Source organism: Sphingomonas citri (assembly GCF_019429485.1).
GTDB lineage: Bacteria > Pseudomonadota > Alphaproteobacteria > Sphingomonadales > Sphingomonadaceae > Sphingomonas > Sphingomonas citri.
In genome coordinates this window covers 258,579-282,795 of the sequence record NZ_JAHXZN010000001.1, presented here as the reverse complement: position 1 = coordinate 282,795, position 24,217 = coordinate 258,579, and the positions used below count along the sequence as shown (strand labels likewise).

The following is a 24,217-nucleotide window of genomic DNA, read 5'->3' as shown; positions in this document are numbered from 1 at the left end:
GATCTCCTGTCAGGCTTTGTGGTCCGCGATCCGAGCGAGGCTCTCGTCGCGTCCTAGAAGGACGAGTACGTCGAAGATGCCGGGCGAGGTCCTGCGCCCGGTGAGCGCGGCGCGGAGCGGCTGGGCGACCTGCCCCAGCTTGACCCCGGCCGCCTCGGCCACCTGCCGCACCGCGGCCTCGGTGGTCTCCGTATCCCAGTTGTGCACTGCGTCAAGCGCGGCGTGCAGCCGAGCCAGCAACGCGGGCGCCTCTCCCGCCAGCAGCGGCGCCGCGTCGGCGTCGATCGCGAGCGGACGCGTTGCGAAGAGAAACGCGGTACCCTCGGTCAGCTCGTTGAGGTTGGCGGCGCGAGGTTTCAGCGCCGGCATCGCCGCGGCGAGCGCGCGGCGGCGCGTGTCGTCGTGATCGAACCCGAGCTTCTCCGCGACCAGGTCGGCGAGCCGCGGATCGTCGCTGGAGCGAATATAATGACCGTTGAGATGCTCGAGCTTCTTGAGATCGAACCGGCTCGGCGACTTGCCCACGGCGTCGAGGTCGAACCAACGGATCGCGTCCTCGCGCGCGATGATCTCCTCGTCACCGTGGCCCCAGCCGAGCCGCAGCAGGTAATTGTCGAGCGCTTCGGGGAGGATGCCCATCTCGTCGCGGTAGGCCTCGATGCCGACCGCGCCGTGGCGCTTGGACAGCTTGGCCCCGTCGCTACCATGAATAAGCGGGATGTGCGCGTAGACCGGATCGGGCCAGCCACCCTCAATCGCGTCCATCGCGCGATAGATCGGCAGCTGGCGAAACGCGTTGTTGAGATGGTCGTCGCCACGGATCACGTGCGTGACCCCCATATCGTGATCGTCGACCACGACCGCGAGCATGTAGGTCGGGGTGCCGTCGGAGCGCAGCAGCACGAGGTCGTCGAGCTCGGCGTTCTGGACGGTCACCTCGCCTTGAACGCGGTCGTGGATCGTCGTCGCGCCCTCCGTCGGCGCGCGCAGGCGGACGACATAGGACTGGTCGGCGGGCCAGTCGGTGCGATCACGCCACGGCGAGCGGATCCGCAGCGGCTGTTTCGCCGCCTGCGCCGCGGTACGCATCGCGTCCAGCTCCTCGGCGGTGAGATAGCAGCGATAGGCGTGCCCGGCCTCGATCATCCGGTGAGCGACCTCGGCGTGGCGGTCGGCGCGCGCGAACTGATAGACTTCCTCGCCGTCCCAATCGAGCCCGAGCCAGCGCATCCCGTTCAGGATGGCGTCGATCGCCGGCTGCGTGGAGCGCGCGCGATCGGTGTCCTCGATCCGCAGCCGGAAGGTGCCGCCGTGGTGGCGCGCGAAGAGGAGGTTGAACAGCGCGGTGCGCGCGCCGCCCAGGTGGAGGAACCCGGTCGGTGACGGGGCGAAGCGCGTGACGACGGCGCGCTCATTGATCTCGGTTGCGCTCAAGCGCGCGTGCTCCCAGGCTGGATGGTCGGATGGCTCGATCGGCCGCGCCCGCCCCTAGCAAAGCCTCTCTCCCGCATCAAATCGCGTCCTGGGCGGGCAACGCTTTGGAACGTTGGCTGGAGGCGGAGCGCGACCAACTTTTCCTGTGGCTGCCGGTGGCGCTGGGCACGGGCGCGGCGGCGTGGTTCGTGCTGCCGGAGCGGCGCGAATGGGTCGCACTCATCCTGATCGCGCTCGGTCTCGCCACTGCCGCGGCGGTGCGCTGGCGCGGCGGTCGCGCGGCGCCGTTCGTGGCGATGCTCGGGCTCGCGGTCGCGGCGGGGACGGGGCTCGCGTGGATGCGCGCGACACGAGTCGCCGCGCCGACGCTCGACCGGCCCGCGGTGGTGCGGCTGGCGGGCGAGGTAGAGAAGATCGAACCGCTGCCAGCGCGCGGGCTGGTGCGGGTGACGTTGGGGACGCTGCGGTGGGAGCGGCCACCGCGCCGCGCGCCGCTGCGCGTGCGCGTGAGCCTGCCCCAGCGCGCGGTACCGACGACGCTCGCAGCGGGGGCGGCGATGACGTTACGCGCGCGGCTGATGCCGCCCGCGCCGCCCACGGTCCCTGGCGCCTATGATGCCGCCCGCGCGGCCTGGTTCGACGGCGTGGGGGCGAGCGGACGCGGCTTCGAGCCAGTCACCGTTCGAGGAGTTGGCGCGCCAGGCGTGCGCGACCGGCTCACCGCGCATATCACCACGGCCCTCGCCGGTAGCGCCGGCGGCATCGCGGCGGCGCTGGTGACGGGCGACATGGGCGCGATCGACGACGCCGACTCGCTGGCGATGCGGCGTGCCGGGCTGGCGCACCTGCTCTCGGTCAGCGGGCTGCACATCACCGCGACCGTCGGGATCGTGATGGCGGCGATGCTGCGGCTGCTCGCGCTGTCGCGGCGACTGGCATTGACGGGGCTGCTCCCGCTCGTCGCGGCCGGAGCGGGGGCGGGGGCGGCGATCGGCTATACTTGGCTGACGGGATCGCAGGTGCCGACGATCCGCAGCTGTGTCGCCGCGCTGATGGTGCTCGCCGCGCTGGCGCTCGGGCGCGAGGCGCTGACGCTGCGGCTGGTGGCGATGGGCGCGCTGGTGGTGCTGGTCGCCTGGCCCGAGGCGGTGGTGGGGCCGAGCTTCCAGCTCTCCTTCGCCGCGGTCGCCTCGATCGTCGCGTTGCACGATCACCCGCGGGTCCGCGCCGCGCTGCTCGCGCGCGACGAGCCCTGGACGCGCAAATGGCTGCGCGAGGCCGTGTCGCTGCTGGTGACCGGGGCGGTGGTCGAGCTCGCGCTGATGCCGATCGCCGTCTTCTACTTCCACCAGGCCGGCGCCTATGGCGCGATCGCCAACATCGTCGCCATCCCGCTGACCACCTTCGCGATCATGCCAGCCGTCGCGGTGGCGCTGCTGCTCGACGCCGTCGGCTGGGGCGCGCCGGCCTGGTGGGTGGCCGGACGAGCGATCGCGCTGTTGCTATGGATCGCGCACGGCGTCGCCGCGCTCCCCGGCGCGGTGCGCGCGATCCCGGCGATGCCGCTGGGTGCTTTCGCGACGATGGTGGCGGGCGGGGTGTGGCTCGCCTTGTGGCGCACGCGAGCGCGCTATCTTGGGCTGGCACTGCTGGCGATCGGGGCGGCGTGGACGCTGGTGCCCTCCGCACCGGACCTGCTCATCACCGGCGATGGGCGCCATCTGGCGGTGCGCCAGGCGGACGGCGGCTTGGCGCTGCTGCGCGACCGTGCCGGCGGCTACGTCCGCGACGTGCTCGCGCAGAACGGCGGGATCGACGGCGTGCCGGGTCTGCTCAGCGACTCGCCCGAGGCGCGCTGCAACCGCGACCTGTGCTGGTGGCAACGCCGCGTCGACGGGCGCTGGCGGCGCGTGCTGGGGACGCGCAGCGGTTACACCGTACCGGTGGAGCGGCTGGCGACGCTCTGCACGTCGGCAGACGTCGTGGTGAGCGAGCGCCGGCTGCCGCGCCGCTGTCGCGCGCGCTGGTTGACCCTCGACCGTGACGCACTGGCACATAGTGGCGGGATCGCGATCACCTTCAAGGATGAGCGCGTGGTTCGGGTACGGAGAGAGGGGGATGAACACCCGTGGGTGACGGCGGGGGAGGAACCGCGCCGTTCTCCAGCACACGGCCGCGCCGAGCACTACGAGCGATGTCGCCTGCGGTCATGGGCTCCTGCGTGCGCAGGAGCATGGCGAGATCGATAGACCGGCGAGCGACCGGAGCGTGTGCAGGAATCGTCTGCTCGGCCACCCTTTCCCCCGCTCAATCGTAGCGACGCAGGATCCCCGCCAGCTTGCCCTGGACGCGCACCTGGGTCGGCGCATAGCGTTGCGGGTCGTAGGAGCGGTTCGCCGGATCGAGCCGGATCATCGCACCCTCGCGACGAAAGTATTTGAGGGTGGCCTCGCTCTCGTCGATCAGCGCCACCACGATCTCGCCGTCGCGCGCCACTTCCTGGCGGCGGATCAGCGCATAATCGCCGTCGAGGATGGCGGCGTCGACCATCGAGTCACCCGCCACCTCGAGCGCGAAATGCTCGCCGCTGCCGAGCAGCGCGGCGGGAACGGGAAGGGTGGTCGCGCCCTCGAACGCCTCGATCGGCACACCGGCGGCGATGCGCCCGTGGAGCGGGATCTCGACGACATCGTTGGCGGGCACCGCCGGTTCGACCGGGGCCCGCTTGGCCGGGGCGGCGGCGCGCTTGGGCTCGCCGCGCTCGGGCGCCTTGAGCACCTCCAGCGCGCGCGCGCGGTTCGGCAGGCGGCGGAGATAGCCGCGCTCCTCGAGCGCGCTGATCAGACGATGGACACCCGACTTGCTCTTCAGCTCGAGTGCGTCCTTCATCTCCTCGAACGAGGGCGACACGCCGCTCTCGGCGAGCCGATCCTCGATGAAGCAGATCAGCTCGTGCTGTTTGCGCGTCAGCATGTCCACACTCCCCATTCGCGAACGGATGCGGAACCTTTATGGAACACGACAGGCCTCGTCAAGCGATCACGAGGATTTCCGCCGAGTCGCCGGCGCGCGCCATCGGGGCGTGCGGCGGACGCACGATCAGGCAGGTCGAGCGCGCCAGCGTGCGCAGCATCGAACTGTCCTGGATCGTCGAGGCATAGGCACGTCCGTCGCGCAACTCGGCGCGCAGATAGTCGCTGCGCTCGGCGTTGGCGGGCAGGTCCTCGCCGAGCGTCGCGCTGGTCGCCGCGGGAAAGGGTTCAGCCGCGCCGGCGAGGTGCGCCACCAAAGGCCGGACGAACAGCAGCGCCGTGACGAACGCCGACACCGGGTTGCCGGGCAGCCCGACCACTGCCAATCCATCGCGTTGCCCCGCCAGCATCGGCTTTCCCGGGCGCAGCGCGATCCGCCAGAAGTCGAGCGTCACCCCCGCTGCTTCAAGCGCCGGCCGTACCAGGTCGTGGTCGCCGACCGACGCGCCGCCGGTGGTGACGAGCACGTCGGCGTCGACCGCGGCGAAAGACTGGGTGAGTGTGTCGAGCCGATCGGGCAGGATGCCGAGATCGACGATCTCCGCGCCGCTCTCGGCCAGCAGCGCGCGCAGCAGCAGCCGGTTTGACTCGGGCAACGCCTCGCCCGGCGTGCCGGGCTCCACCAGCTCATTGCCGGTCGCGGCGAGCGCGACGCGCACCGGTCGAGCGACCGCGACCCGGCCGACCCCGCCGGTGGCCGCGACCGCGAGCCGCGCGGGGGTGAAGCGCTCGCCGCGCGCGACCAGCACGTCTCCCGCGGCGAAGTCGAGCCCGCGCGCGCGCACGTTACGACCCTGATACGCCGGCCCCTCGCCGTCGAGCTCGACCTCGTCGCCCTCGCGCCGCGCCTCTTCCTGGACGAGGACGGTGTCACTGCCCGCGGGCATGATGGCGCCGGTGAAGATCCGCACCGCCTCGCCCGGCGACAGCGCGCCCGCATGCGGAGCGCCCGCCGCGCTCTCGCCGACGACGCGCAGGGGACCGGGTAGGTCGGCGTAGCGCAGCGCATAGCCGTCCATCGCCGAGACGTCGCGCGCGGGCTGGGTACGCCGCGCCACGACCGGCGCGGCGGCCCAGCGCCCGAGCGCCTCGGGCAGCGACACCTCGACCGGCGGGACGGGCGTGCCCAGCGCCAGCACGCGGGCCTGCGCCTCGGCGACGGGCAGCAACCCCGGCCGTGACGGCGACGCCATCAGGCGCGCCAGTCGCCCGAGCGTCCGCCGCTCTTGGCGAGCAGGCGCACGCCGCCGATGACCATGGCTTTGTCGAGCGCTTTGGCCATGTCGTAGACGGTGAGTAGCGCGACCGACACCGCGGTGAGCGCCTCCATCTCGACCCCGGTCTTGCCGTCGGTCGCGACCGTGGCCGAAGCCGTCACCCCATGCTCGTCGACGGTCAGGTCGAGCGCGACGCGGCTGATCGGCAGCGGGTGGCAGAGCGGGACGAGCTCGCTGGTGCGCTTGGCCGCCATGATCCCGGCGACACGCGCCACGGCGAGCACGTCACCCTTGGCGATCGCGCCGTCACGAATCGCGGCGGCCGCCTCCGCCACCATATCGATCCGGCCGCTCGCCACCGCCTCGCGTCGCGTCACCTGCTTGCCGCCGACGTCGACCATGTGCGCCGCACCCGAGTCGTCGAGATGGGTGAGCCTCGTCATCTCAGCCGACCAGCGCGTGCGTCGCTGCCGTGACATCGGCCTGGCGCATCAGCGCCTCGCCGATCAGGAAGCAGTGGACGCCGTGTGCCGCCAGCGAGTCCAGGTCCGCGCGGGAGCTCAGCCCGCTCTCCGCGACCAACAGCGTGCCCGCGGGCGCGCGCTCCGCCAGCTCCCAGCTCCGCCGCACGTCGACCTTGAAGCTGCGCAGGTCGCGATTGTTCACCCCGATCAGCCGCGAGCGCAGTCGCGCCGCGCGCTCCAGCTCGGCGGCGTCATGCACCTCGACCAATACGTCGAGCCCGTGCTCGATCGCGGCCGCCTCGCACTCGGCGAGGAGCGCGTCGTCGAGCGCGGCGACGATCAGCAGGATCGCGTCGGCGCCGATGCTGCGCGCCTCCAGCGCCTGCCACGGGTCGACGGTGAAGTCTTTGCGCAGCACGGGTAGATCGCAGGCCGCCCGCGCCGCCATCAGATACTCTTCATGCCCCTGAAAGTACGGCGCATCGGTCAGCACCGACAGGCACGAGGCGCCCCCCGCGGCATAAGCACGTGCGTGCGCCGGCGGATCGAAGTCCTCGCGGATCAGCCCTTTCGACGGACTGGCTTTCTTGATCTCGGCGATCAGCGCGTGCCGACCCACGGCGACGCTCCGCTCCAGCGCCGCGCGAAAGCCGCGCGGGGCCGCCTGCGCGGCTGCGCGTGCTTCTAACTCACTGTCGCTCACGGCGGCACGGCGCGCGCGCACCTCGTCACGCTTGGTAGCGCAGATATCGGCGAGGATGGTCATGCGTAGGCGATCCAGCGGTCGAGCAACGCGCCCGCGTTGCCGCGGTCGAGCGCCTCGGCGGCGCGCGCCGCGCCATCGGGGAGGGAAGAGTCGCGGCCGGCGAGCACCAGCGCCGCGGCGGCGTTGACGAGCACCGCGTCGCGATAGGCACCGCGCTCGCCGCCCAACAGCTGGCGCAGCGCGAGCGCGTTATATGCCGGGTCGCCGCCGCGGATCGCCAGCGTCGGGTGGCGTGCGACTCCCGCGTCCTCGGGGGTGATCCGCGCCGGCAACGCCACCGCGCCGATCGATACGACGTGCGTCGGCCCGGCGCCGGAGATCTCGTCGAGTCCCTCCTCGCCCGCGACGACCAGCGCCGCCTCGCTCCCGAGCTGTTCCAGCGCCTCGGCGTAGATCGAGGCGTAATCCGGCCGCGCGATGCCGATCAGCTGGCGCGTGACGTGCGCCGGATTGGCGAGCGGGCCCATCAGGTTGAAGATCGTGCGCCGTCCAACCTTGCGGCGGATCGGCGTGATGCGGCGCATCGCCGGGTGGTGGTTGCCGGCGAAGAGGAAGCAGATGCCGAGGTCGCGCAGCGTCGCCTCCGCCTGTGCGCCTGCGCGCTCCATGTCCAGCCCTAGCGCCTCGAGCGTGTCGGCCGCGCCCGCCTTGGACGAGGCCGCGCGATTGCCGTGCTTGGCGACGGGCACGCCGCACGCCGCGACGACGAGGCTCACCGCGGTCGACACATTGAGCGTGTGCTGGCCGTCGCCGCCGGTGCCGCAGACGTCGATCGCGCCCGCCGGCGCGGTGATCGGGATCATCCGGTCACGCAGCGCGCGCGCCGCCTCGGCGATCTCGACGCTGGTCTCGCCGCGCAGCGCCAGCCGGAGCAGGAAATCGGCGATCGCCTCCTCGCTCGCGCGTGCGTCCAGGATGTCGGCGAAGGCCTGCGCCGCACTCTCGCGCGACAGCGGCGAGGCCGGGTCGGGCATCAGGGTGACGGTGGTCACGCCGCAGCCCGTGTGACGTGGTCAATGCCGGCGAGCCGTAGGAAATTGGCGATGAGCGCATGACCGTGCTCGGTGGCGATGCTCTCGGGGTGGAATTGCACGCCGTGGATCGGCAGCTCGCGGTGGCGCAGCCCCATCACCGAGGCGTCCGCCGCGGTGGCGTTGACCGCGAGCGCTTCGGGCACGTCGGTGACGATCAGCGAGTGGTAGCGCGTCGCGGCAAAGGGCGAGGGCAGGTCGGCGAACACGCCGGTGCCGTCATGCTCTACCGGGCAGGTCTTGCCGTGCATCAGGCCGCCGCGAACGACACGACCGCCGAAATGCTGACCGATCGCCTGGTGGCCGAGGCAGACACCGAACAAGGGCCGGCGCGCCTCCGCGCAGGCGGCGACCAACTCGAGGCTGATGCCCGCCTCGTTGGGGGTGCACGGCCCCGGCGAGATCAGGATCGCGCGCGCGCCGCTCGCCAGTACATCGGCGGCGGTCAGTTCGTCGTTGCGCACCACGCGCACCTCGGCACCCAGTTCCATGACGTAATGGACCAGGTTCCAGGTGAAGCTATCGTAATTGTCGACCACCAGGATCATGCCGCATGCCATAACCGATGCGGGGCGCATCGCAACACGCCGCTGCGCCGCGGTGGCGAAAGGATTCTTGCGCGGCGGCAAACAATCGACATAGCGGGGCCATCACCCGCGCGGAGCCAGCGGCTATCGCACGCGTTGTGGTCAGCGAGGAGAAGGTCGATGCTGCGTACGCTAGTCGTGATGGTCGCCGGTCTCGCGCTGCCGCTCACCGCCGCGGCGCAGACCGAGAGCGCGGGAGATACCGGGCGAACGCCGCAGCGCGTGCGCAGCGTGACGCTCTCGGGCAACGAGCAATGCCCCAAGTCGCAGGGCGACGAGGTGGTGGTGTGCAGCCGCATCAACCCCGACGAACAGTTCCGCATTCCCAAGGAGCTGCGCAACACCGCCGAGCCAGCGGCGAAGAACCAGGCCTGGACCAATCGCGTCGCGGTCGCGGACCGCGCCAGCCGGGTCAATGGTGGCGTGCCCGACAGCTGCTCGCCCGTCGGCGCCGCGGGTCAGTCGGGCTGCGCGCTGGCGATCAACAACGCCTTCGCCGCCGAGAAGCGGGCGGCCGAGAAGAACGACTCGATGATCCCAGGCGGGCGGTGACGCCAGCCTGAGGCGCTGCTCACTGTGCCTATGCCCGTCATCCCGGCTAGAGGCCGGGGTGACGGCGTCCTCGGACAACTTCAGCGAAGTAGCGACACGCGTCAGACACGCGCGTCACCGCTGGTGAGTCTATTATTGCCCGAACCCGGGCTCGCTTGCCTGGCGGATCGCCTCGCGTGCGGCGGCGAGCAGCGCGCCCGACTTGGCCTCGCACTCGCGCTGCTCGGAGGCGGCATCGCTATCGGCGACGATACCCGCGCCTGCTTGGACGTGGATCATGCCATCCTTCACCACCGCAGTGCGCAGCACGATGCAGGAGTCCATCGAGCCGTCGGGTGAGAAATAGCCGACCCCGCCGGCGTAGGCCCCGCGCTTCTCCGGCTCGAGCTCGGCGATGATCTGGCACGCGCGGACCTTAGGCGCACCGCTCACCGTACCGGCCGGGAAGCCCGCGAACAGTGCGTCGATCGCGTCGTGCTTGGGATCAAGCCGGCCCACCACGTTCGAGACAATGTGCATGACGTGGCTGTAGAATTCGATCCCGTAGCTGTCGGTGACCTGCACCGTACCGGCCGCGGCGACGCGACCGACATCGTTGCGACCGAGGTCGAGCAACATGAGATGTTCGGCGCGCTCCTTCGGGTCGGCGAGCAGGCTGTCGCGGTTGGCGGCGTCCTCCGCCGCGGTACGGCCGCGCGGGCGCGTGCCCGCGATCGGGCGGATCGTCACCTCACCGTCGCGCGCGCGCACCAGAATCTCGGGGCTGGATCCCGTGAGCGCGAAGCCGGGCAGGTCGAGATGGTATAGGAAGGGCGACGGGTTGATCCGCCGCAGCGCGCGGTACAGCTCGAACGCCGGGAGCGGGAAGGGCGCGGTGAAGCGCTGCGCCAGCACCACCTGGAAGATGTCGCCCGCGGCGATATAATCCTTCGCCGCGGCCACCATCTCGCCGTAGCGTCCCGCCGGCAGGACGGGCGCGAGCGCCAGGTCGGTCGCGTCGATCCGCGCCGGCGCGGGCAGCGCGGCATGCGCCAGCCGCGCCTCGGCCGCGTCGAGCCGCTCCTCGGCGCGCGCTACCACAGCCGCCGGGTCGTCCGCCCCGGGCCACACCGGCGCGACGAGGAAGAGCGCGTCGGCGAGCCGGTCGAACACCAGAACCACCGTTGGGCGCACGAACATCAGGTCGGGCAGGCCGAGCGAGTCGACCGGTGCGGCGGGCAGCTTCTCGACCAGCCCGACCGTCTCATAGCCGAAATAGCCGACCAGACAGGCGAGCGCCCCCGGCAGCTCGGCCGGCACGTCCATGCGAATGCTCGCCACCAGCGTGCGCAGCGCCGCCAGCGTCGGCTCGGCGCAGGGCAAGAAGGCGGCGCGATCGTTGAGCCAGTCGCGGTTGATCTCGGCACGCTCGCCCTGGGCGCGTAGCACCAGGTCCGGGGCGAGCCCGATCAGGCTGTAGCGCCCGCGCACTGCGCCGCCCTCGACCGACTCGAGCAGGAAGTCGCCGCGGCCCGGCTCGATCAGCTTGAGCGCGGCAGCGACCGGAGTCTCGGTGTCGGCGATGCGACGGCGCCACACCAACGCGGGGCGGCCCGCGGCCAGGGCGGCGCGTGCCGCCGCGGCGCTACTGCGCCCCGCCACCGACCAGGTCCTGCTTGAGCTGCGCGATCGCGTCGTCGAAGCGCTTGGCGCCCTGCAGCTTGGCCACCGCGTTGGCGAACTGTTGGGCATATTCCGGACCGATCGCGCGGCCGAGGTCGGCGCGGGTGGCCTGGATCAGCGGCGGCTGCTTGCGCGCGTCTCCCGGCACGACCTGATCGAGCTTAAGCACCAGCCAGCCCTTGCCGTCGGGCGACGGCACTGCGCGCGCGCTGCCCGGCGCCATGCTGAACAGGGCGGCGAGCACCGGGTTGACCTGGCCGCGCGCGGTGATCTCGCCGCGCGAGGCGCTGATCGGCTGCACCGGCGGCGCCTTCACTCCGGCGGACGACAGCGCCGCCGGCAGCGCGGCGCCGCCGTTGACCTTGGCCACCAGCGCGCTGGCCGCCTGCTGCGCCGCCTTTGCGGCACGATCGGCGGTGAGGTCGGCGACGACGCGCGCGCGCGCCGCGGCGAGCGGCACCGGGGCCGGCTGCACCACGCGGTCGAGCGCGACTACCGCGAAGCTGCCGTCCTCGCCGAGGTTGACCGTGGTCGGCGTGTCGCCCTCCTCGGCGGCGAAGGCGGCGGCGACGATCGGCGTCATGCCCGGGTCAGCCGGCGTCTGCGGCTGGTCGGGGTTGGTGCCATTCTGCAGCAACGCCGGCGTGGTCTGCGCGCTGAGCTTCTGGTCGTTCACCACCTCGCTGATATTGGCGTTGTCGGCGAGCGAGTCATCGACCTTGTCGCGGATCGCGCCGATCGCCGCCTTGGTCTTGCTCGCGCGCAGCTGGGTCACCAGCTCGTCGCGCGCCTGTGCCAGCGTCTTGCCGGGATCCTGAGTGACCTTGTCGACCCGCGCGACGACGAAGCCGATCGCACCGCGCAGGGGACCGACCACGGCGCCGCTCGCCGCGGCCGCGATCGCCTGCGCGACCGCGGGCGAGGTCTGCGTGGCGAGCGCGCCCTGGTCGAGACCCGAGATCGTGCGCGGCTCCAGTCCGGCGGCGCGCGCCGCGGCGGCGAGCGGCGTGCCGGCCTTGACCCTCGCGGCGAGCGCGCCAGCGGCCTTCTCGTCGAGCACGGTCACCAGCGTGACGTCGCGTAGCGTCTTGGGCGCGTAGGTCGCCTTGGCGGCGTCATAGGCCTTCTGCACCTCGGCGTCGCTCGGCGTCACCTGGCCGGCGACCTGCTGCGGTCCGACGACGGCGTAGCGGATGACGCGCCGCTCGGGCGTGGTGTAGCGCGCGATATTGCGCTGATACCATTGCTGCACCTCGGCGTCGCTGGGTGCGACGCCGCTGGGCGCGGCGGGTACGAACGCCACCTGGCCGGTGCGGCGCTCGAGCAGCAGCGAGGCGTAGGTGAGCGCCAGCTGCTGCGGCACCTGATGCGCGCCGATCGTCGGCTGGGTGAGGAACTGCACCATGATCTGGCGCGCGAACTGGGCCTGCACCTGCGCGTCGGTGAAGCCGCGCTGCGCGATCAGCCGCTCATAGGCCTGCTGGTCGAACTGCCCCGTCGCACCCGCGAAGGCGGGGATCGCCTTGAGCTCGCTGCCGATCAGCGCGCGGCTGACGCGCATGCCCTGGTCGCGCCCGAACGTCTCGAGCGCGAGCGCGCTGACGTTGCGGTTGATCACCGCGTCGAGCCCGCCGAGCTGGACGAACTGCGCCATGTCGAGCGTCGGCTGCTCCTGCCGCGCCTGAGTGAGCTCGTCACGCGCCTGCTGGCGGACGTCAGCCGCGGTGACGCTCTCGCCGCCGACGCTCGCGATCGGGTGGCCGACCAGCCCGGTGCTGCTCGCCAGCCCGGTCACGTCGCCCGCGGCGAACGCGAGCGCGATGACGATCAGGACACCGAAGGTGACGATCATGCCGACCTTGGAATGGATGATACCGCGGAAGAAGGTGAGCATATGCGAGCGGGGACCGGATGGAGGAGAACGCCGCGTCCTAGGGACAAGCCGAGGTGGCATCAAGCCGCGAGGCCGGTTATCGCGGATCCGAAACGAGAAGGGGGAGCGGGATGACGCGTCGCAAGCTGGTCGCCGGCAACTGGAAGATGAACGGCAGCCGCGCCGCGCTGGGCGAGCTCGAGGCGATCGCCGCCGCGGCGGCCGCCAGTCCGGCGGTGGACGTGATGGTGGCGGTGCCGTTCACGCTGATCGCGCCGGCGGCGGAGCGTGTGCCCGCGCTCATGATCGGTGCCGAGGACGTGCACGAGGCGGACAGCGGCGCGCACACCGGCTGCGTCTCGGCCGCGATGGTGCGCGAGGCGGGGGCGCGCTTCACCATCGTGGGTCATTCCGAGCGGCGCCACGACCAGCATGAGACCAGCCAGGACGCCTGGGCCAAGGCCGCCGCGGCGCATCGCCACGGCTTGCAGGTGATCCTGTGCTGCGGCGAGACCGGGGCCGAGCGCGACGCCGGTCGCGCCGAGCGCGTGGTGCAGGCGCAGATCGAGAAGTCGCTGCCCGAGAATGCCGCGGGTGACTGGCTCACGCTGGCCTATGAGCCGCGCTGGGCGATCGGCACTGGCGCGACCCCGACGCTCGAGGACATCGCCGCGATCCACGCGATCGCGCGTGCCAAGATGCGCAAGCTGATCGGCGACGCGGCGAGCGGTGTGCGGATCCTCTACGGCGGCTCGGTCACGGGAGACAACGCGCGCGCGATCATGGCAACTCCCGACGTCGACGGCGCGCTGGTGGGCGGCGCGAGCCTCACCGCGGCCAAGTTCGTGCCGATCATCGCCGCCGCGGCCGCGGAGTAGCGGGGGGGGGCGCGCGGGCGGGGGGAGGGCCGCTCCGACCTAGTTTCCAGGAAAGTGGCGCGACAAGCCCGAGACGCCACCTCCACTTCCGTCATCCCGGACTTGGTCCGGGATGACGAAGGACGGGGAAGCGAGCCGTGAAACTGCTCCGCCCGCGCAACCGCTCACCTCAGCCGAACCGCGCCTTCAGCAGCGCGTAGGCCGCGCGCAGGCCATAGGCCTCGCCGCCGCGCGGTCGAGCCGGCTTGGCCGTCGGGCGCCAGGCGAAAGTGTCGAGATGCGCCCAGGGCAGTGTCGCGGGCACGAAGCGGCGCAGGAACAGCGCCGCGGTGATCGCCCCCGCGAAGCCGCCGTCGGGCGCGTTGACCAGGTCGGCGACGTCCGACTTGAGCATCTCCTCATACCCCCCCCACAGCGGAAGCCGCCACAGCGGGTCGCGCACCGTCTCCGCCGCGCCGAGAAGTTCGGCGGCGAGCGTCTCGTCCTGCACGAAGGTCGCGGGCAGATCGGGGCCCAGCGCGACGCGCGCGGCGCCGGTCAGTGTCGCGAAGTCGATCAGCAGGTCGGGCGCATCCTCGACCGCGCGCGCCAGCGCGTCCCCCAGGATCAGCCGGCCCTCGGCGTCGGTGTTGGTGTTCTCGACCGTCAGTCCCAGCCGCGTCTGGAGCACGTCGCCGGGGCGGAAGGCGCTGCCCGAGATCGCATTCTCCACCGCCGGGATCAGCACGTGAAGCCGCACCTTGAGCCGCGCCTGCATCACCAGCCCGGCCAGCGCCAGCGCGTGCGCGGCGCCGCCCATGTCCTTCTTCATCAGCCGCATGCCCGCCGATGGCTTGATGTCGAGCCCGCCCGAGTCGAAGCACACGCCCTTGCCGACCAGCGCCACGCGCGGGTGCGCCGGATCGCCCCACAGCAGCTCGATCAGTCGCGGCGCTCGCTCGCGGCTCGCCGCCTGGCCGACCGCGTGGATCATCGGATAGCCGGTCGCCAGTGCATCGCCCCGGGTCACGGTAACCGTGGCGCCATGCGCCTGCGCGAGCGCGTCCGCCTCGGCCTCCAGCTCGGCGGGACCGAGGTCGCTCGCGCCGGTGTCGACCAGGTCGCGCACGCGCGCGGTCGCGGCGGCGAGGCGCACCGTGTCGTCGATCGACCCGACATCGCCGGTCAGCAGCACGCGCGGCCGCGCCGGCTCGAGTTTGCGATAGCGCGTGAAGCGATGCTGCGCGAGCAGCCAGCCGAGCCCGGCGGCGCCGAGCGGGGCCTCGCCAACGAGTCGATAGCTGCCCTCGGGCAGCGCGTCGCCCAGTGAGGCGATCCGCCACGGCGAGGACGGCTCCTCGTCGCACACCAGCAGCGCGGCCCAGTCCTCGGCGCCGTCGCCGGGCAATAGCGCGCGGTCGCCCGCCTTGCCGGTCACGCGCGCCGCTGCCGCGGCGGTGCGCGCCCGCGCCGGCTGGGCGGCGAACCAGGCGTCATAGCCATCTGGGTGGACGACGTGGAGCAGCCGCGCGGGCTGGCCGCGATCGGGCTGGAGGAGCGCGGAGAAGTCGGTCATCGCGCGACCAAAGCAGGACTTGTTCGCGCGCGCAACGCGCGGTTCCCTTCGCGCGACCGGCACCTTACATCGCCGCCATGACCACGCACACGACTCGCATGCTGATCCTCGGTTCGGGCCCGGCCGGGCTCTCGGCAGCCATCTACGGCGCGCGCGCCGGCATGGCGCCGATCGTCGTCCAGGGCATCCAGCCCGGCGGCCAGCTCACCACCACCACCGACGTCGAGAATTATCCCGGCTTCCGCGAGGTCATTCAGGGCCCCTGGCTGATGGAGCAGATGCAGGCGCAGGCCGAGCACGTCGGCACGCGGCTGATGTGGGACACGATCGTCGAGGTCGACCTGACCCGCCGCCCGTTCCGCCTGATCGGCGACGGCGGCGACGTCTATGAGGGCGAGGTGCTGGTGATCGCCACCGGCGCGCAGGCCAAGTGGCTCGGGCTCGACAGCGAGGACGCGATGAAGGGCAAGGGCGTCAGCGCCTGCGCCACCTGCGACGGCTTCTTCTATCGCGGCAAGAAGGTCGCGGTGATCGGCGGGGGCAACACCGCGGTCGAGGAGGCGTTGTACCTCACCAACCACTCGGACGACGTCACGCTGATCCACCGCCGCGACTCGCTGCGCGCCGAGCGCATCCTGCAGCAGCGCCTGTTTGCGCACCCCAATGTGACGGTGCTCTGGAACAAGGAAGTGCGCGAATTCGTCGACGGCGGCGGGAATGCCGGCCTCGTCGCGCTCGAGCTGGAAGACACGCGGACGGGCGAGCAGTCGCGGCTCGATGTCGACGGCGGCTTCGTCGCGATCGGCCACCATCCCGCGACCGAGCTGTTCCGCGGCCATCTCGCACTCGACGAGGACGGGTATATCGCGGTCGAGACCGGCTCGACGCGCACCAGCGTGCCCGGCGTGTTCGCGTGCGGCGACGTGATGGACAAGGTGTATCGTCAGGCGGTCACCGCCGCGGGCACCGGCTGCATGGCCGCGCTCGACGCCGAGCGCTTCCTCGCCGCCGCGGAATTCGCCGAGGTCAGCGAGGCGGCGGAGTAAGGCTCAGACCAGCGCCTTGCTCGCGGCGAAGCGGGTCAGCGCACCGAACGTCTCGAGCATCTCGCCGTCGACCTCGTCGTCCTCGATGACGATGCCGAGCCGATCCTCCAGCTCGGTGAGCACGCCCGCGACCGCCATCGAATCGAGCTCCGGGAGCGCACCGAACAGCGGCGTGTCGGCGCGAAAGGCGTCGACCCGCTCGGGGGACAGCGCCAGCACGTCGGCGAGCACCGCCCGTACCGTGGTCTCGACCTCACTCATGCCTTCCGGGATCACGCTGCCTCCTCGCTCGCGCCGCGGCGAGCGGCGATGCGCGCGGCGTTAGGCGGCGACGCGGTGGAGCGCAACCGGGTCGCATACCACCACGCGCGACGACGCGGGCGCTACTGTCCGCGCGCGATCCGCTCTAAAGGCTGACGTCATGGTTCCGCTCGATCCCGTCCCGTCGCCGATCGATCACGTCCTGCGCGGCGAGCCGGATACGATCGCGCTGGTCGATCGCACCGGCGCGCTCGATTATACCGCGGCGGAGGAGACGGTGGCGCGGCTCGCCGGCTGGCTCGCCGCGCAACGGGTACCGCCCGGCACCCGCGTCGCCACCTGGCTGCCGAAGACGCGTGAGGCGTGCTGGATGCCGCTCGCCGCGGCGCGTGCGGGGCTGGTCCACGTGCCGATCAACCCGCTGCTCAAGCGCGCGCAGGTCGCGCACATCCTCGCCGACAGCGGGGCCGCGCTGCTGCTCACGCACGCCCCGCGCGCCACCACGCTGGAGGACGGCGACCTGCCCGACGGCTGCGTGCTCCACGTCGACGTGGGGCAGGGCGACGCCTTGCCGCGCTCGCGCGCCGACCCGGACTTGCTCGCGGCGCTGCTCTATACGTCCGGCTCGACCGGTCGGCCGAAGGGCGTGATGCTGAGCCATGCCAATCTGTGGCTCGGCGCGATCAGCGTGGCGCATTACCTGGCGCTCACCCCGGACGATCGCGTGCTCGGCGTGCTGCCGCTGAGCTTCGACTACGGCCAGAACCAATTGCTCTCGACCTGGGCGGCGGGAGCCAGTGTCGCCCCGCTCGACTATCTCGCGCCGCGCGACGTGGTGAAGGCGGTGGAGCGCGTCGGCGCCACCACGCTCGCCGGCGTACCGCCGCTGTGGGTGCAGTTGCTAGAGGCGGAGTGGCCGGAGGCGACCGCGGCGCAGCTGAGACGGCTGACCAACTCGGGCGGGGCGCTCACGCCGGCTTTCGTGCGCGTTCTGCGCGCGCGCTTCCCCGACGCCCGCCTCTTCCCGATGTACGGGCTGACCGAGGCGTTCCGTTCGACCTATCTCGACCCGGCACTGGTGGATGAGTACCCCGAGTCGATCGGCCGCGCGATCCCCTTCGCCGAAGTGCTCGTGGTGCGCCCGGACGGCACACGCGCCACGACGGACGAACCCGGCGAGCTGGTCCACGCGGGGCCGCTGGTGGCGCAGGGCTATTGGCAGGATGCCGAGCGCACCGCCGCGCGCTTCCGCCCCGCGCCGTCTTTCGCGCGCGCGGGCGGCACGGCGGTCTGGTCGGGCGACACGGTGGTGGAGGGCGCCGACGGGCTGCTCCGCTTCGTCGCGCGCGCCGACGAGATGATCAAGACCGCTGGCAACCGCGTCAGCCCGCAGGAGGTGGAGGAAGCAGTGACCGCGGGCAGCGAGACGAGCGAGGCGGTCGCGATCGGTGTGCCCGATCCGCGGCTCGGCCAGGCGATCCTGGTGGTCGCGCGGGGCGATGGCAGCGCCGAGGCAGGGTTGCGCGACCGGCTGAAGCGCGACCTGCCCGGCTTCATGCAGCCGGCGCACTTCGTGTGGCGCGCCGAGCTGCCGCGCAACGCCAACGGCAAGCTCGACCGCGCCGCGCTTCGGGAGGAGCTCGCGTGAGGCCGATGGGTCCGCTGCCGCCCGCCTTCGCGCGCCAGCAGGGTGCGCTGACGATCGCGGGTGAGGATGCCGCTGCGCTGGTGGCGGCCCATGGCTCGCCGCTGTTCGTCTACGACCTCGCCGGCGTCGCGGCACAGGTGGCGCGTTTCCGTGCGGCGATGCCCGTGGCGATCGGGCTTCACTACGCCATCAAGGCCAATCCGTACGCGCCGCTGCTGGCGGCGATGGCGCCGCTGGTCGACGGGCTCGACGTCGCCTCGGGCGGCGAGCTCGAGCGCGCGCTCGCGGTCAAGCCGGCCGGCGCGGTAAGCTTCGCCGGGCCGGGCAAGCGCGACGACGAACTGGCCGCGGCGATCGCGGCGGGGGCGACGCTCAACATCGAGTCGGCGGGGGAGGCGCGGCGCGCGCTGGCGGTCGGCGAGCGGCTCGGCATCGCGCCGCGCGCGGCGGTGCGGGTCAACCCTGACCTCGAGCTGCGCGGCTCGGGGATGAAGATGGGCGGGCGCGCCTCGCCGTTCGGGATCGACGCCGAAGAGGCCGTCGCGGTGGTGCGCGCGCTGATCGCGGGCGGCGCGACGTGGCGCGGCTTTCACATCTTCGCGGGCAGCCAGGCGCTCGACGCGGGCGCGCTGATCGAGACCCAGGCGGCGACGCTCGCGCTCGCCGCGCGGCTGGCCGACGCGGCCGGCGTCGCACCCCCGCTGGTCAATCTGGGCGGCGGCTTCGGCGTGCCCTATTTCGCCGGTGACGTGGCGCTCGATGTCGAGCGGGTCGGCGCGGCGCTGACGGAGTCGCTTGAGCGCCGCGCCGACGTGCTCGCGGACAGCGGCATCGCGCTCGAATTGGGGCGCTGGCTGGTGGCGGAAGCGGGGGTGTATCTCACCCGCGTCGTCGACAGGAAGGTGAGTCGCGGCGAGACCTTCCTCGTGGTCGACGGCGGGCTGCACCACCAGCTCGCCGCCTCGGGCAATTTCGGCACCGTGGTGCGGCGCAACTATCCGCTCGCCGTGGCAGGGCGGATGGGCGCGGTGGGCGAGGAGGAGGTGAGCGTCGTCGGCTGCCTCTGCACCCCGCTCGACCGGCTGGGCGATCGCGTGCTGCTGCCGCGAACGGCGGAGGGCGACGAGATCGCGGTGTTCCTCGCGGGTGCCTACGGGCTGACGGCGAGCCCGAGCGCGTTCCTCGGCCACCCGGCGCCGGCGGAGGTCGTGGTCGGCTGAGCGGCAGAGGTGCTCGTGCCGAGCTGTGTCGCGTCGATCACCCTCTCGTCAGCACCCGGCTGGTCCAGGCGTCGAACAGCTGCGGCCAGTGCGACCCCGGTAGCGCGGGCGGCAGATAGGCCGGACCGAAGCCATGACCGCCTTCCTGAAAGAAATGCGCCTCCACCGGCACCTGCGCGGCCTGGCAGGCGGTCAGCATCGCCAGCGGCTCGCTCACCGGCACGGTGGTATCGTCGAGCGCGTGCGCGATGAAGATGGGGGGCGTGTCGCGACGCACCCGCCGGTTCGTGTCGAACCGCGCCGCCGCGCGCGCACCCACCCGCATCCGGTCGCCCGTGATCACGGGATAGACCAGCCCAGCGAAGGCGGGGCGTGCGTCGCCCGCGTCGGCGGCGTCGACGCGATCGTACACCGGGTCCATCGACGCGGTGGCGAGGCTGGCGGCGAGCAGCCCGCCCGCGGAAAAGCCGATCGTCCCCAGCTTCGCCGGATCCACGCCGTAGCGCGCGGCGCCGGCGCGGATCAGCCGCATCGCGCGCTGCGCGTCCTGCAAGGGCACGTCCTCGCTCTCCAACCAGCCCTCGCCGGGCAGGCGATAGGCCAGCACGAAGACGGTGACGCCGAGCGGGGTGAAGACCTTGGCGACGTTGATCCCCTCATTCTCGACCGAGAGGAAACGATAGCCGCCGCCGGGCATCGACAATAAGGCGCGCCCGTCGGGCTGCGCGGCGCGATAGACGCCGACGACCGGCTCGGCGACACCGCGCAGGTGCAGCTCGCGGCGCGGGGCGGCGCCTTCCATGCGGTTGTCGGGGGTGGGCAGGCGGCGCGGCGCGTTGGGCGGCTGTTGGGGCCAGAGCCGGAAGCTCTCGGCGGGCGGCCAGGCGGTGTCGCGCGCCGCCTCCTGCGCGAGCGCGCGGGGCGCGGCGGCGAGTGTCGCCAGCCCCGCGGATGCGCCCATCATCGTGCGTCGATCGATCCGCATGACCGCTCCCATCGTCATTGTCGGTGCCAGATCGGGTCTATGGGATGGCGGAGCGTGTAGGCAAGCGGCCGTCGCGCCCAGGTAAGCGTCTCACCGGAACCCTCCCAGCGATCCCGACACGACAAGGCCCCCGCCGGATCGCTCCGACGGGGGCCTCGTTCTGCGCGTACGTTACCGCCTCAGGCGAACAGCTTGGCCCAGGCGCGGGTCGGGCGATCCTTCCACAGCCCGCGGTGATAGGCGTCCGACGCCAGCAGCGGCATCACCGAGCCCGCCTCGGCGAACACCATCTGCTCGATCCCGGTGTTGACCTTGCCCCAGCTCGCCGCCTCCTGCAGCGTCGAGGAGGAGCAGGCGCCGTCGCGCACGTCCGCCACGGTGATCTGCACCGCGTATTTGTGCACCGCGACGTCGTCGTGGCCGAGGATCTCGGCGCACACCACCGTGTCCTGGATGAAGTTCTTCGGCACGCCGCCGCCGATCATCAGCAGGCCGGTGGTGCCCGCCTTGATCTTGATCTCGGTGAGCTCGCGGAAGTCCGCCACCGCGTCGATCATCAGATAGGGCTTGCCCGCCTTGGCCGAGTCGACCTGGTGCTTGACCAGCCCGAAGCCCGCCGAGGAATCGACGAACGCCGGGCAGAAGATCGGCACGTCATGCTCATAGGCGAGCTTGACCAGGCTGTTCTCCTTCTTGCCGTGCTCGACGAGATACTTGCCCATCTCGCGGATGAAGGCGCGGCTCGAATAGGCCTTGGGCTCCAGCGACTCCGCGATCTCGAAGATCGTGTGGTCGACGTTCTGGAGCGCCTCCTCGTCGATGTACGTGTCGTAGATGCGGTCGATGTAGAGCGAGCGCAGCGTGTCGTCGTCGGGGATCTCGAGCGCCTGATAGTGCTTGTGGCCGAGGCCCTCGAAGAAATCCATGTCGACGATGGTCGCGCCGGTGGCGACGATCACGTCGACCATGTTGTTGCGCACCAGCTCGGCGTACAGGTCCATGCAGCCGCCGGCCGAGGTCGAGCCCGCGATCACCAGACACACCGTGCAGTCCTTGTCGGCCAGCATCTGGTTGTAGATCTTGGTGGCGCGTCCGAGGTCGCGGCTGGTGAAGCTCATGTCGCTCATCGCGTCGACGATCGGGCGCGCGTCGAAGCTCTTGATGTCGACGTGCTTGACCTGCTTCGACAGCAGCTCCGCCTTGCGCGTGTCGTTGATCGTCGCCTGGTCGTGCGAGGGGGCGAGGGTATCGGTCATGGGGTGCTCCCACTGGGGTACACGTCGTTCACGGGGACGCGGAAACCCATCTGACGGCGGCACGCCACTGCGCGCCGCCGCCAATTCCTTGTCGTCGTAAGGTTACAGCTTGACGACGTTGCTCGCGACCGTGGGTTCCACCACGGTGTAGAGCGATTCCATCGGCTCGTCGGTCGCGATCACCGTCTCGTCCGAGCCGAAGCCGTTGAACGCGGTGCGCATCGCCGAGCCATAGGCGCCCAGCATGCCGATCTCGACATAGTCGCCGACCGTGATGTCCGCGGGGAGCGGGAAGGGGCCGGGCATATGGTCGAGGTCGTCGCAGGTCGGACCCCAAAAGCTGAACGGATGATCGCGGACGTTCGACTCCGGCTCGCGCAGCAGTGCGACCGGGTAGCGCCAGCCGATGTGCGCCGCGTCGAACAGCGCGCCATAGGCGCCGTCGTTGATGTACAGCTCCTCGCCGCGGCGCCGCTCCACGCGCACCACCACCGAGCTGTACTCGGCGCAGAGCGCGCGGCCCGGCTCGGCCCAGAGCTCCGCCGAATAGCTGATCGGCAGGCTCTCGAACGCGCGGTGGATCGTCTCGAAATAGCGCTCCAGCGGCGGCGGGGTCATGCCCGGATAGGCCGAGGGGAAGCCGCCGCCGACGTCGATGACGTCGACCGTCACCGCGGCGCCGACGATCGCCTGGCGCACGCGCTCCATCGCATTGCCATAAGCGTCCGGCGTCATCGCCTGCGAGCCGACGTGGAAGCAGATGCCGAGCGCATCCGCCACCTGGCGGGTCGCCAGCAGCAGCTCGCGCGACTCGTCCGGCGCCACGCCGAACTTCGACGCGAGGCTGAGCTTCGAATGCTCCGACGACACGCGCAGCCGCACGCAGAGCGTGAGGTCCGCCGCGCCGCGGGTGCCACGAACGATCTTCGCCAGCTCTTCCATGCTGTCGAGCGAGAAGGTGCGAACGCCGTGCGTGAAATACGCCTCGGCGATTGCCTCTTCGGCCTTCACCGGGTGCATGAAGCACAAGGTCGCCTGCGGCAGCGTGCGGGCGACCAGACGCACCTCGGCGATCGAGGCGACGTCGTAGGTCGTCACGCCGTTGTCATACAGCGTCCGTAGCAGCTCCGGGCTCGGGTTCGCCTTGACCGCATACATGGTCCGGCCCGGAAACTTCTGCGTGAAGAAGCGGGCGGCCCGTGCCGCGGCGTGCGGACGAACGATCGTCACCGGCTGAACCGGGTGACGGGCGGCAATGTCGATGGCCCCGGCGACGCAATCGGCGGGAACGGTCGAGAGGGGCGCTAGCCCCAGCGCGCGATGATGCTGGTGCAACTCAAGGGACCTCCAATTGCCTTGCGGCATACGGTGACAAAAAGCTGCCTTGCGGTTGGAAGTCCCATGGGGCAGCGGAGGCGCGAATTAGGATCGCTCGATCGCCTTGTAAAGTGGTTCGGTGGACGAAAGGTTCAAATGTGACTGTTCTGCGACAACCGACGCGGGCGGGTGTGCGCGACGCCGCCGCCAAGGTCGCCGCCATCCTGCCGCCGACCCCGGTTTTTGTACGCGAAATCAACGGCGTAGACATAGTACTCAAGGCCGAGTCGCTGCAGCCGATCGGTGCCTTCAAGGTGCGCGGCGCGTGGCATCGGCTGACGGCTCTGGACGACGAAGCGAGGCGTAGAGGCGTCGTGGCGTTCTCCTCGGGCAATCACGCGCAGGGGATCGCCTGGGCGGCGCGCCGGCTCGGCATCGCCGCGACGATCGTGATGCCCGCCGACGCGCCGCGGGCGAAGCGCGAGTCGACGCTCGCGCTCGGCGCCGAGGTGGTCGACTATGACCGTGCGACGCAGAGCCGCGAGGCGATCGCGGCGCGGCTCGCCGAGGCGCGCGGCGCTACGCTGGTGCCGAGCTTCGACGATCCGTGGGTGATCGAGGGGCAGGGCAGCGCCGGCATTGAGGCGGCGCGGCAGGTGGACGCGCTCGGGCTCGGCGCGGTGCGGCGCGTGGTGGTGCCGTGCGGCGGGGGCGGGCTGGCCGCGGGAGTCGCGCTGGCGCTGCCCGAGGCGGCGATCACCGTGGTCGAGCCCGAGGGCTGGGACGACATGCGCCGCAGCCTCGAGGCGAGCTGGATCGAGCCCGTCGGCGCCAACCCGCCGCCAACCGCGTGCGACTCGCTCCAGACCAAGGAGGTCTCGCCGCTGACCTTCGACGTGCTGTCGCGCCGTGACGCGACCGGCGTGGCGGTGAGCGAGCGTGCGGTCCGCGAGGCGCAGCGCTGGGCGGCGGCGCAGCTGCGGCTGGTCGTCGAGCCCGGCGGGGCGGTGGCGCTGGCGGCGCTGCTGACCGGGCAGGTCGCCGCCGAGCCGGGCACGCTCGCGATTCTCTCGGGCGGCAACGTCGACGCGGCGGCCTATGCCGCGGTCCTCGCCGGCGAGCGGCTCGCGGTCGCGGCGGCGCACGAGTCGGCGGAGCCAGTATGACCCCCGCGTTCGGCAGCATCGCCGCGGCGGCGCCGGCCTTGGCGATGCTGGGCGCGCTCGCCTGCCTGATCGGCGGGGGCTATCTGATCGCGACGCGACGCGACCTAACGAAGGGCGTGCTGATGCTGGTGATGGCCGCGGTGCTGGCCGGCAACGTCTTGATCTGGGTGGCGTGAGCGCGGCACCGCGGCGCGAACGTTGCGAATGTTGAGTCGCTGCGCGTGGGAGCGCGAAGCGTATCTTGAGTCGGCACGGGAGTGAGCTGAG

General features: G+C 71.7%; 22 protein-coding genes. 8 read left to right on the top strand and 14 right to left on the bottom strand.

All coding sequences use genetic code 11. From position 1 onward, the window contains the following. Positions 1-9 precede the first annotated feature (9 nt). The gene (gene gltX, locus KZ820_RS01410) at positions 10-1,434 is read right to left on the bottom strand and encodes a glutamate--tRNA ligase (RefSeq protein WP_219746934.1); all 1,425 of its coding nucleotides are present in this window, start codon (positions 1,432-1,434) and stop codon (positions 10-12) included. 104 nt (positions 1,435-1,538) lie between these two features. Here gltX and KZ820_RS01405 point away from each other — a divergent pair, with 104 nt between their 5' ends. Further along, positions 1,539-3,683, top strand: a complete 2,145-nt coding sequence (locus tag KZ820_RS01405) for a ComEC/Rec2 family competence protein (protein ID WP_258047670.1) — start codon at positions 1,539-1,541, stop codon at positions 3,681-3,683. A gap of 58 nt (positions 3,684-3,741) precedes the next feature. Here KZ820_RS01405 and lexA read toward each other — a convergent pair whose 3' ends face one another. Genes lexA through KZ820_RS01375 form a run of 6 tightly spaced genes read right to left on the bottom strand, consistent with a single transcriptional unit; the run spans position 3,742 to position 8,492 of the window. Continuing rightward, a complete protein-coding gene (gene lexA, locus KZ820_RS01400) occupies positions 3,742-4,407 on the bottom strand; it encodes a transcriptional repressor LexA (RefSeq protein WP_219746932.1) in 666 nt (221 codons plus the stop codon). A gap of 58 nt (positions 4,408-4,465) precedes the next feature. Beyond that, positions 4,466-5,659: a molybdopterin molybdotransferase MoeA gene (locus tag KZ820_RS01395; protein WP_219746931.1), complete on the bottom strand. Its 1,194-nt coding sequence runs from the start codon at positions 5,657-5,659 to the stop codon at positions 4,466-4,468. After that, positions 5,659-6,126, bottom strand: coding sequence for a cyclic pyranopterin monophosphate synthase MoaC (gene moaC, locus KZ820_RS01390; RefSeq protein ID WP_219746930.1), 468 nt, complete (start codon positions 6,124-6,126; stop codon positions 5,659-5,661). Before moaC ends, KZ820_RS01395 begins: the two co-directional genes overlap by 1 nt. A 1-nt stretch (position 6,127) precedes the next feature. Next, a complete protein-coding gene (trpC, locus tag KZ820_RS01385; RefSeq protein ID WP_219746929.1) occupies positions 6,128-6,913 on the bottom strand; it encodes an indole-3-glycerol phosphate synthase TrpC in 786 nt (261 codons plus the stop codon). Beyond that, positions 6,910-7,887, bottom strand: a complete 978-nt coding sequence (gene trpD / locus KZ820_RS01380; RefSeq protein ID WP_258047820.1) for an anthranilate phosphoribosyltransferase — start codon at positions 7,885-7,887, stop codon at positions 6,910-6,912. Before trpD ends, trpC begins: the two co-directional genes overlap by 4 nt. A gap of 14 nt (positions 7,888-7,901) precedes the next feature. Further along, positions 7,902-8,492 carry an anthranilate synthase component II gene (locus KZ820_RS01375; protein ID WP_219746927.1) on the bottom strand — a complete coding sequence of 197 codons (591 nt, stop codon included), beginning with the start codon at positions 8,490-8,492 and terminating at the stop codon, positions 7,902-7,904. Between the two features lie 159 nt (positions 8,493-8,651). Between KZ820_RS01375 and KZ820_RS01370 the strand changes: the two genes are divergently transcribed. Continuing rightward, positions 8,652-9,083, top strand: a complete 432-nt coding sequence (locus tag KZ820_RS01370; RefSeq protein ID WP_183920488.1) for a hypothetical protein — start codon at positions 8,652-8,654, stop codon at positions 9,081-9,083. A gap of 132 nt (positions 9,084-9,215) precedes the next feature. Here the strand turns inward: KZ820_RS01370 and KZ820_RS01365 are convergent, their stop codons facing one another. After that, positions 9,216-10,724: an anthranilate synthase component I family protein gene (locus KZ820_RS01365; protein ID WP_308462090.1), complete on the bottom strand. Its 1,509-nt coding sequence runs from the start codon at positions 10,722-10,724 to the stop codon at positions 9,216-9,218. After that, positions 10,708-12,639 (bottom strand): peptidylprolyl isomerase, encoded by a 1,932-nt coding sequence (locus KZ820_RS01360; RefSeq protein WP_219746925.1) that lies wholly within the window; start codon positions 12,637-12,639, stop codon positions 10,708-10,710. The genes KZ820_RS01365 and KZ820_RS01360 overlap by 17 nt, the downstream gene beginning before the upstream one ends. A 110-nt stretch (positions 12,640-12,749) precedes the next feature. Between KZ820_RS01360 and tpiA the strand changes: the two genes are divergently transcribed. Then, positions 12,750-13,496 carry a triose-phosphate isomerase gene (gene tpiA, locus KZ820_RS01355; protein WP_219746924.1) on the top strand — a complete coding sequence of 249 codons (747 nt, stop codon included), beginning with the start codon at positions 12,750-12,752 and terminating at the stop codon, positions 13,494-13,496. Between the two features lie 169 nt (positions 13,497-13,665). On the opposite strand, the gene KZ820_RS01350 is transcribed toward tpiA, so the two are convergent. Next, positions 13,666-15,051, bottom strand: a complete 1,386-nt coding sequence (locus tag KZ820_RS01350) for a leucyl aminopeptidase family protein (RefSeq protein ID WP_219746923.1) — start codon at positions 15,049-15,051, stop codon at positions 13,666-13,668. A gap of 77 nt (positions 15,052-15,128) precedes the next feature. Here KZ820_RS01350 and trxB point away from each other — a divergent pair, with 77 nt between their 5' ends. Continuing rightward, complete coding sequence (gene trxB / locus KZ820_RS01345; protein WP_219746922.1) at positions 15,129-16,097, top strand: thioredoxin-disulfide reductase; 969 nt, start codon at positions 15,129-15,131, stop codon at positions 16,095-16,097. Positions 16,098-16,100: 3 nt separating this feature from the next. Here the strand turns inward: trxB and KZ820_RS01340 are convergent, their stop codons facing one another. Continuing rightward, positions 16,101-16,358 (bottom strand): acyl carrier protein, encoded by a 258-nt coding sequence (locus KZ820_RS01340; protein ID WP_219748038.1) that lies wholly within the window; start codon positions 16,356-16,358, stop codon positions 16,101-16,103. 160 nt (positions 16,359-16,518) lie between these two features. Between KZ820_RS01340 and KZ820_RS01335 the strand changes: the two genes are divergently transcribed. After that, positions 16,519-18,006: an acyl-CoA ligase (AMP-forming), exosortase A system-associated gene (locus KZ820_RS01335; RefSeq protein ID WP_219746921.1), complete on the top strand. Its 1,488-nt coding sequence runs from the start codon at positions 16,519-16,521 to the stop codon at positions 18,004-18,006. After that, positions 18,003-19,226, top strand: a complete 1,224-nt coding sequence (locus KZ820_RS01330; protein WP_308462089.1) for a pyridoxal-dependent decarboxylase, exosortase A system-associated — start codon at positions 18,003-18,005, stop codon at positions 19,224-19,226. Before KZ820_RS01335 ends, KZ820_RS01330 begins: the two co-directional genes overlap by 4 nt. 37 nt (positions 19,227-19,263) lie before the next feature. Here KZ820_RS01330 and KZ820_RS01325 read toward each other — a convergent pair whose 3' ends face one another. The 3 genes from KZ820_RS01325 to KZ820_RS01315 all read right to left on the bottom strand — a co-directional run bounded on the left by KZ820_RS01325 (position 19,264) and on the right by KZ820_RS01315 (position 22,802). Beyond that, the gene (locus KZ820_RS01325) at positions 19,264-20,211 is read right to left on the bottom strand and encodes an alpha/beta hydrolase (RefSeq protein WP_219746920.1); all 948 of its coding nucleotides are present in this window, start codon (positions 20,209-20,211) and stop codon (positions 19,264-19,266) included. A 179-nt stretch (positions 20,212-20,390) separates the two neighbouring features. Then, the gene (locus tag KZ820_RS01320) at positions 20,391-21,467 is read right to left on the bottom strand and encodes a 1,9-bis(guanidino)-5-aza-nonane synthase (protein ID WP_219746919.1); all 1,077 of its coding nucleotides are present in this window, start codon (positions 21,465-21,467) and stop codon (positions 20,391-20,393) included. Positions 21,468-21,569: 102 nt separating this feature from the next. Continuing rightward, on the bottom strand, positions 21,570-22,802 hold the full coding sequence (locus KZ820_RS01315) for a type III PLP-dependent enzyme (protein ID WP_219746918.1): 1,233 nt from the start codon (positions 22,800-22,802) through the stop codon (positions 21,570-21,572). 173 nt (positions 22,803-22,975) lie between these two features. Between KZ820_RS01315 and KZ820_RS01310 the strand changes: the two genes are divergently transcribed. Further along, the gene (locus KZ820_RS01310) at positions 22,976-23,950 is read left to right on the top strand and encodes a threonine ammonia-lyase (protein WP_308462088.1); all 975 of its coding nucleotides are present in this window, start codon (positions 22,976-22,978) and stop codon (positions 23,948-23,950) included. Next, complete coding sequence (locus tag KZ820_RS01305; RefSeq protein ID WP_219746916.1) at positions 23,947-24,126, top strand: hypothetical protein; 180 nt, start codon at positions 23,947-23,949, stop codon at positions 24,124-24,126. The genes KZ820_RS01310 and KZ820_RS01305 overlap by 4 nt, the downstream gene beginning before the upstream one ends. Positions 24,127-24,217: the final 91 nt, after the last annotated feature.

Bases quoted from the DNA above. Each gene is read 5' to 3' on its own strand.
- lexA (WP_219746932.1), bottom strand. From the start codon at position 4,407: ATGCTGACGCGCAAACAGCACGAGCTGATCTGCTTCATCGAGGATCGG.
- KZ820_RS01395 (WP_219746931.1), bottom strand. From the start codon at position 5,659: ATGGCGTCGCCGTCACGGCCGGGGTTGCTGCCCGTCGCCGAGGCGCAG.
- moaC (WP_219746930.1), bottom strand. From the start codon at position 6,126: ATGACGAGGCTCACCCATCTCGACGACTCGGGTGCGGCGCACATGGTC.
- trpC (WP_219746929.1), bottom strand. From the start codon at position 6,913: ATGACCATCCTCGCCGATATCTGCGCTACCAAGCGTGACGAGGTGCGC.
- trpD (WP_258047820.1), bottom strand. From the start codon at position 7,887: ATGCCCGACCCGGCCTCGCCGCTGTCGCGCGAGAGTGCGGCGCAGGCC.
- KZ820_RS01375 (WP_219746927.1), bottom strand. From the start codon at position 8,492: ATGATCCTGGTGGTCGACAATTACGATAGCTTCACCTGGAACCTGGTC.
- KZ820_RS01370 (WP_183920488.1), top strand. From the start codon at position 8,652: ATGCTGCGTACGCTAGTCGTGATGGTCGCCGGTCTCGCGCTGCCGCTC.
- KZ820_RS01360 (WP_219746925.1), bottom strand. From the start codon at position 12,639: ATGCTCACCTTCTTCCGCGGTATCATCCATTCCAAGGTCGGCATGATC.
- tpiA (WP_219746924.1), top strand. From the start codon at position 12,750: ATGACGCGTCGCAAGCTGGTCGCCGGCAACTGGAAGATGAACGGCAGC.
- KZ820_RS01350 (WP_219746923.1), bottom strand. From the start codon at position 15,051: ATGACCGACTTCTCCGCGCTCCTCCAGCCCGATCGCGGCCAGCCCGCG.
- trxB (WP_219746922.1), top strand. From the start codon at position 15,129: ATGACCACGCACACGACTCGCATGCTGATCCTCGGTTCGGGCCCGGCC.
- KZ820_RS01340 (WP_219748038.1), bottom strand. From the start codon at position 16,358: ATGAGTGAGGTCGAGACCACGGTACGGGCGGTGCTCGCCGACGTGCTG.
- KZ820_RS01335 (WP_219746921.1), top strand. From the start codon at position 16,519: ATGGTTCCGCTCGATCCCGTCCCGTCGCCGATCGATCACGTCCTGCGC.
- KZ820_RS01325 (WP_219746920.1), bottom strand. From the start codon at position 20,211: ATGCGGATCGATCGACGCACGATGATGGGCGCATCCGCGGGGCTGGCG.
- KZ820_RS01320 (WP_219746919.1), bottom strand. From the start codon at position 21,467: ATGACCGATACCCTCGCCCCCTCGCACGACCAGGCGACGATCAACGAC.
- KZ820_RS01305 (WP_219746916.1), top strand. From the start codon at position 23,947: ATGACCCCCGCGTTCGGCAGCATCGCCGCGGCGGCGCCGGCCTTGGCG.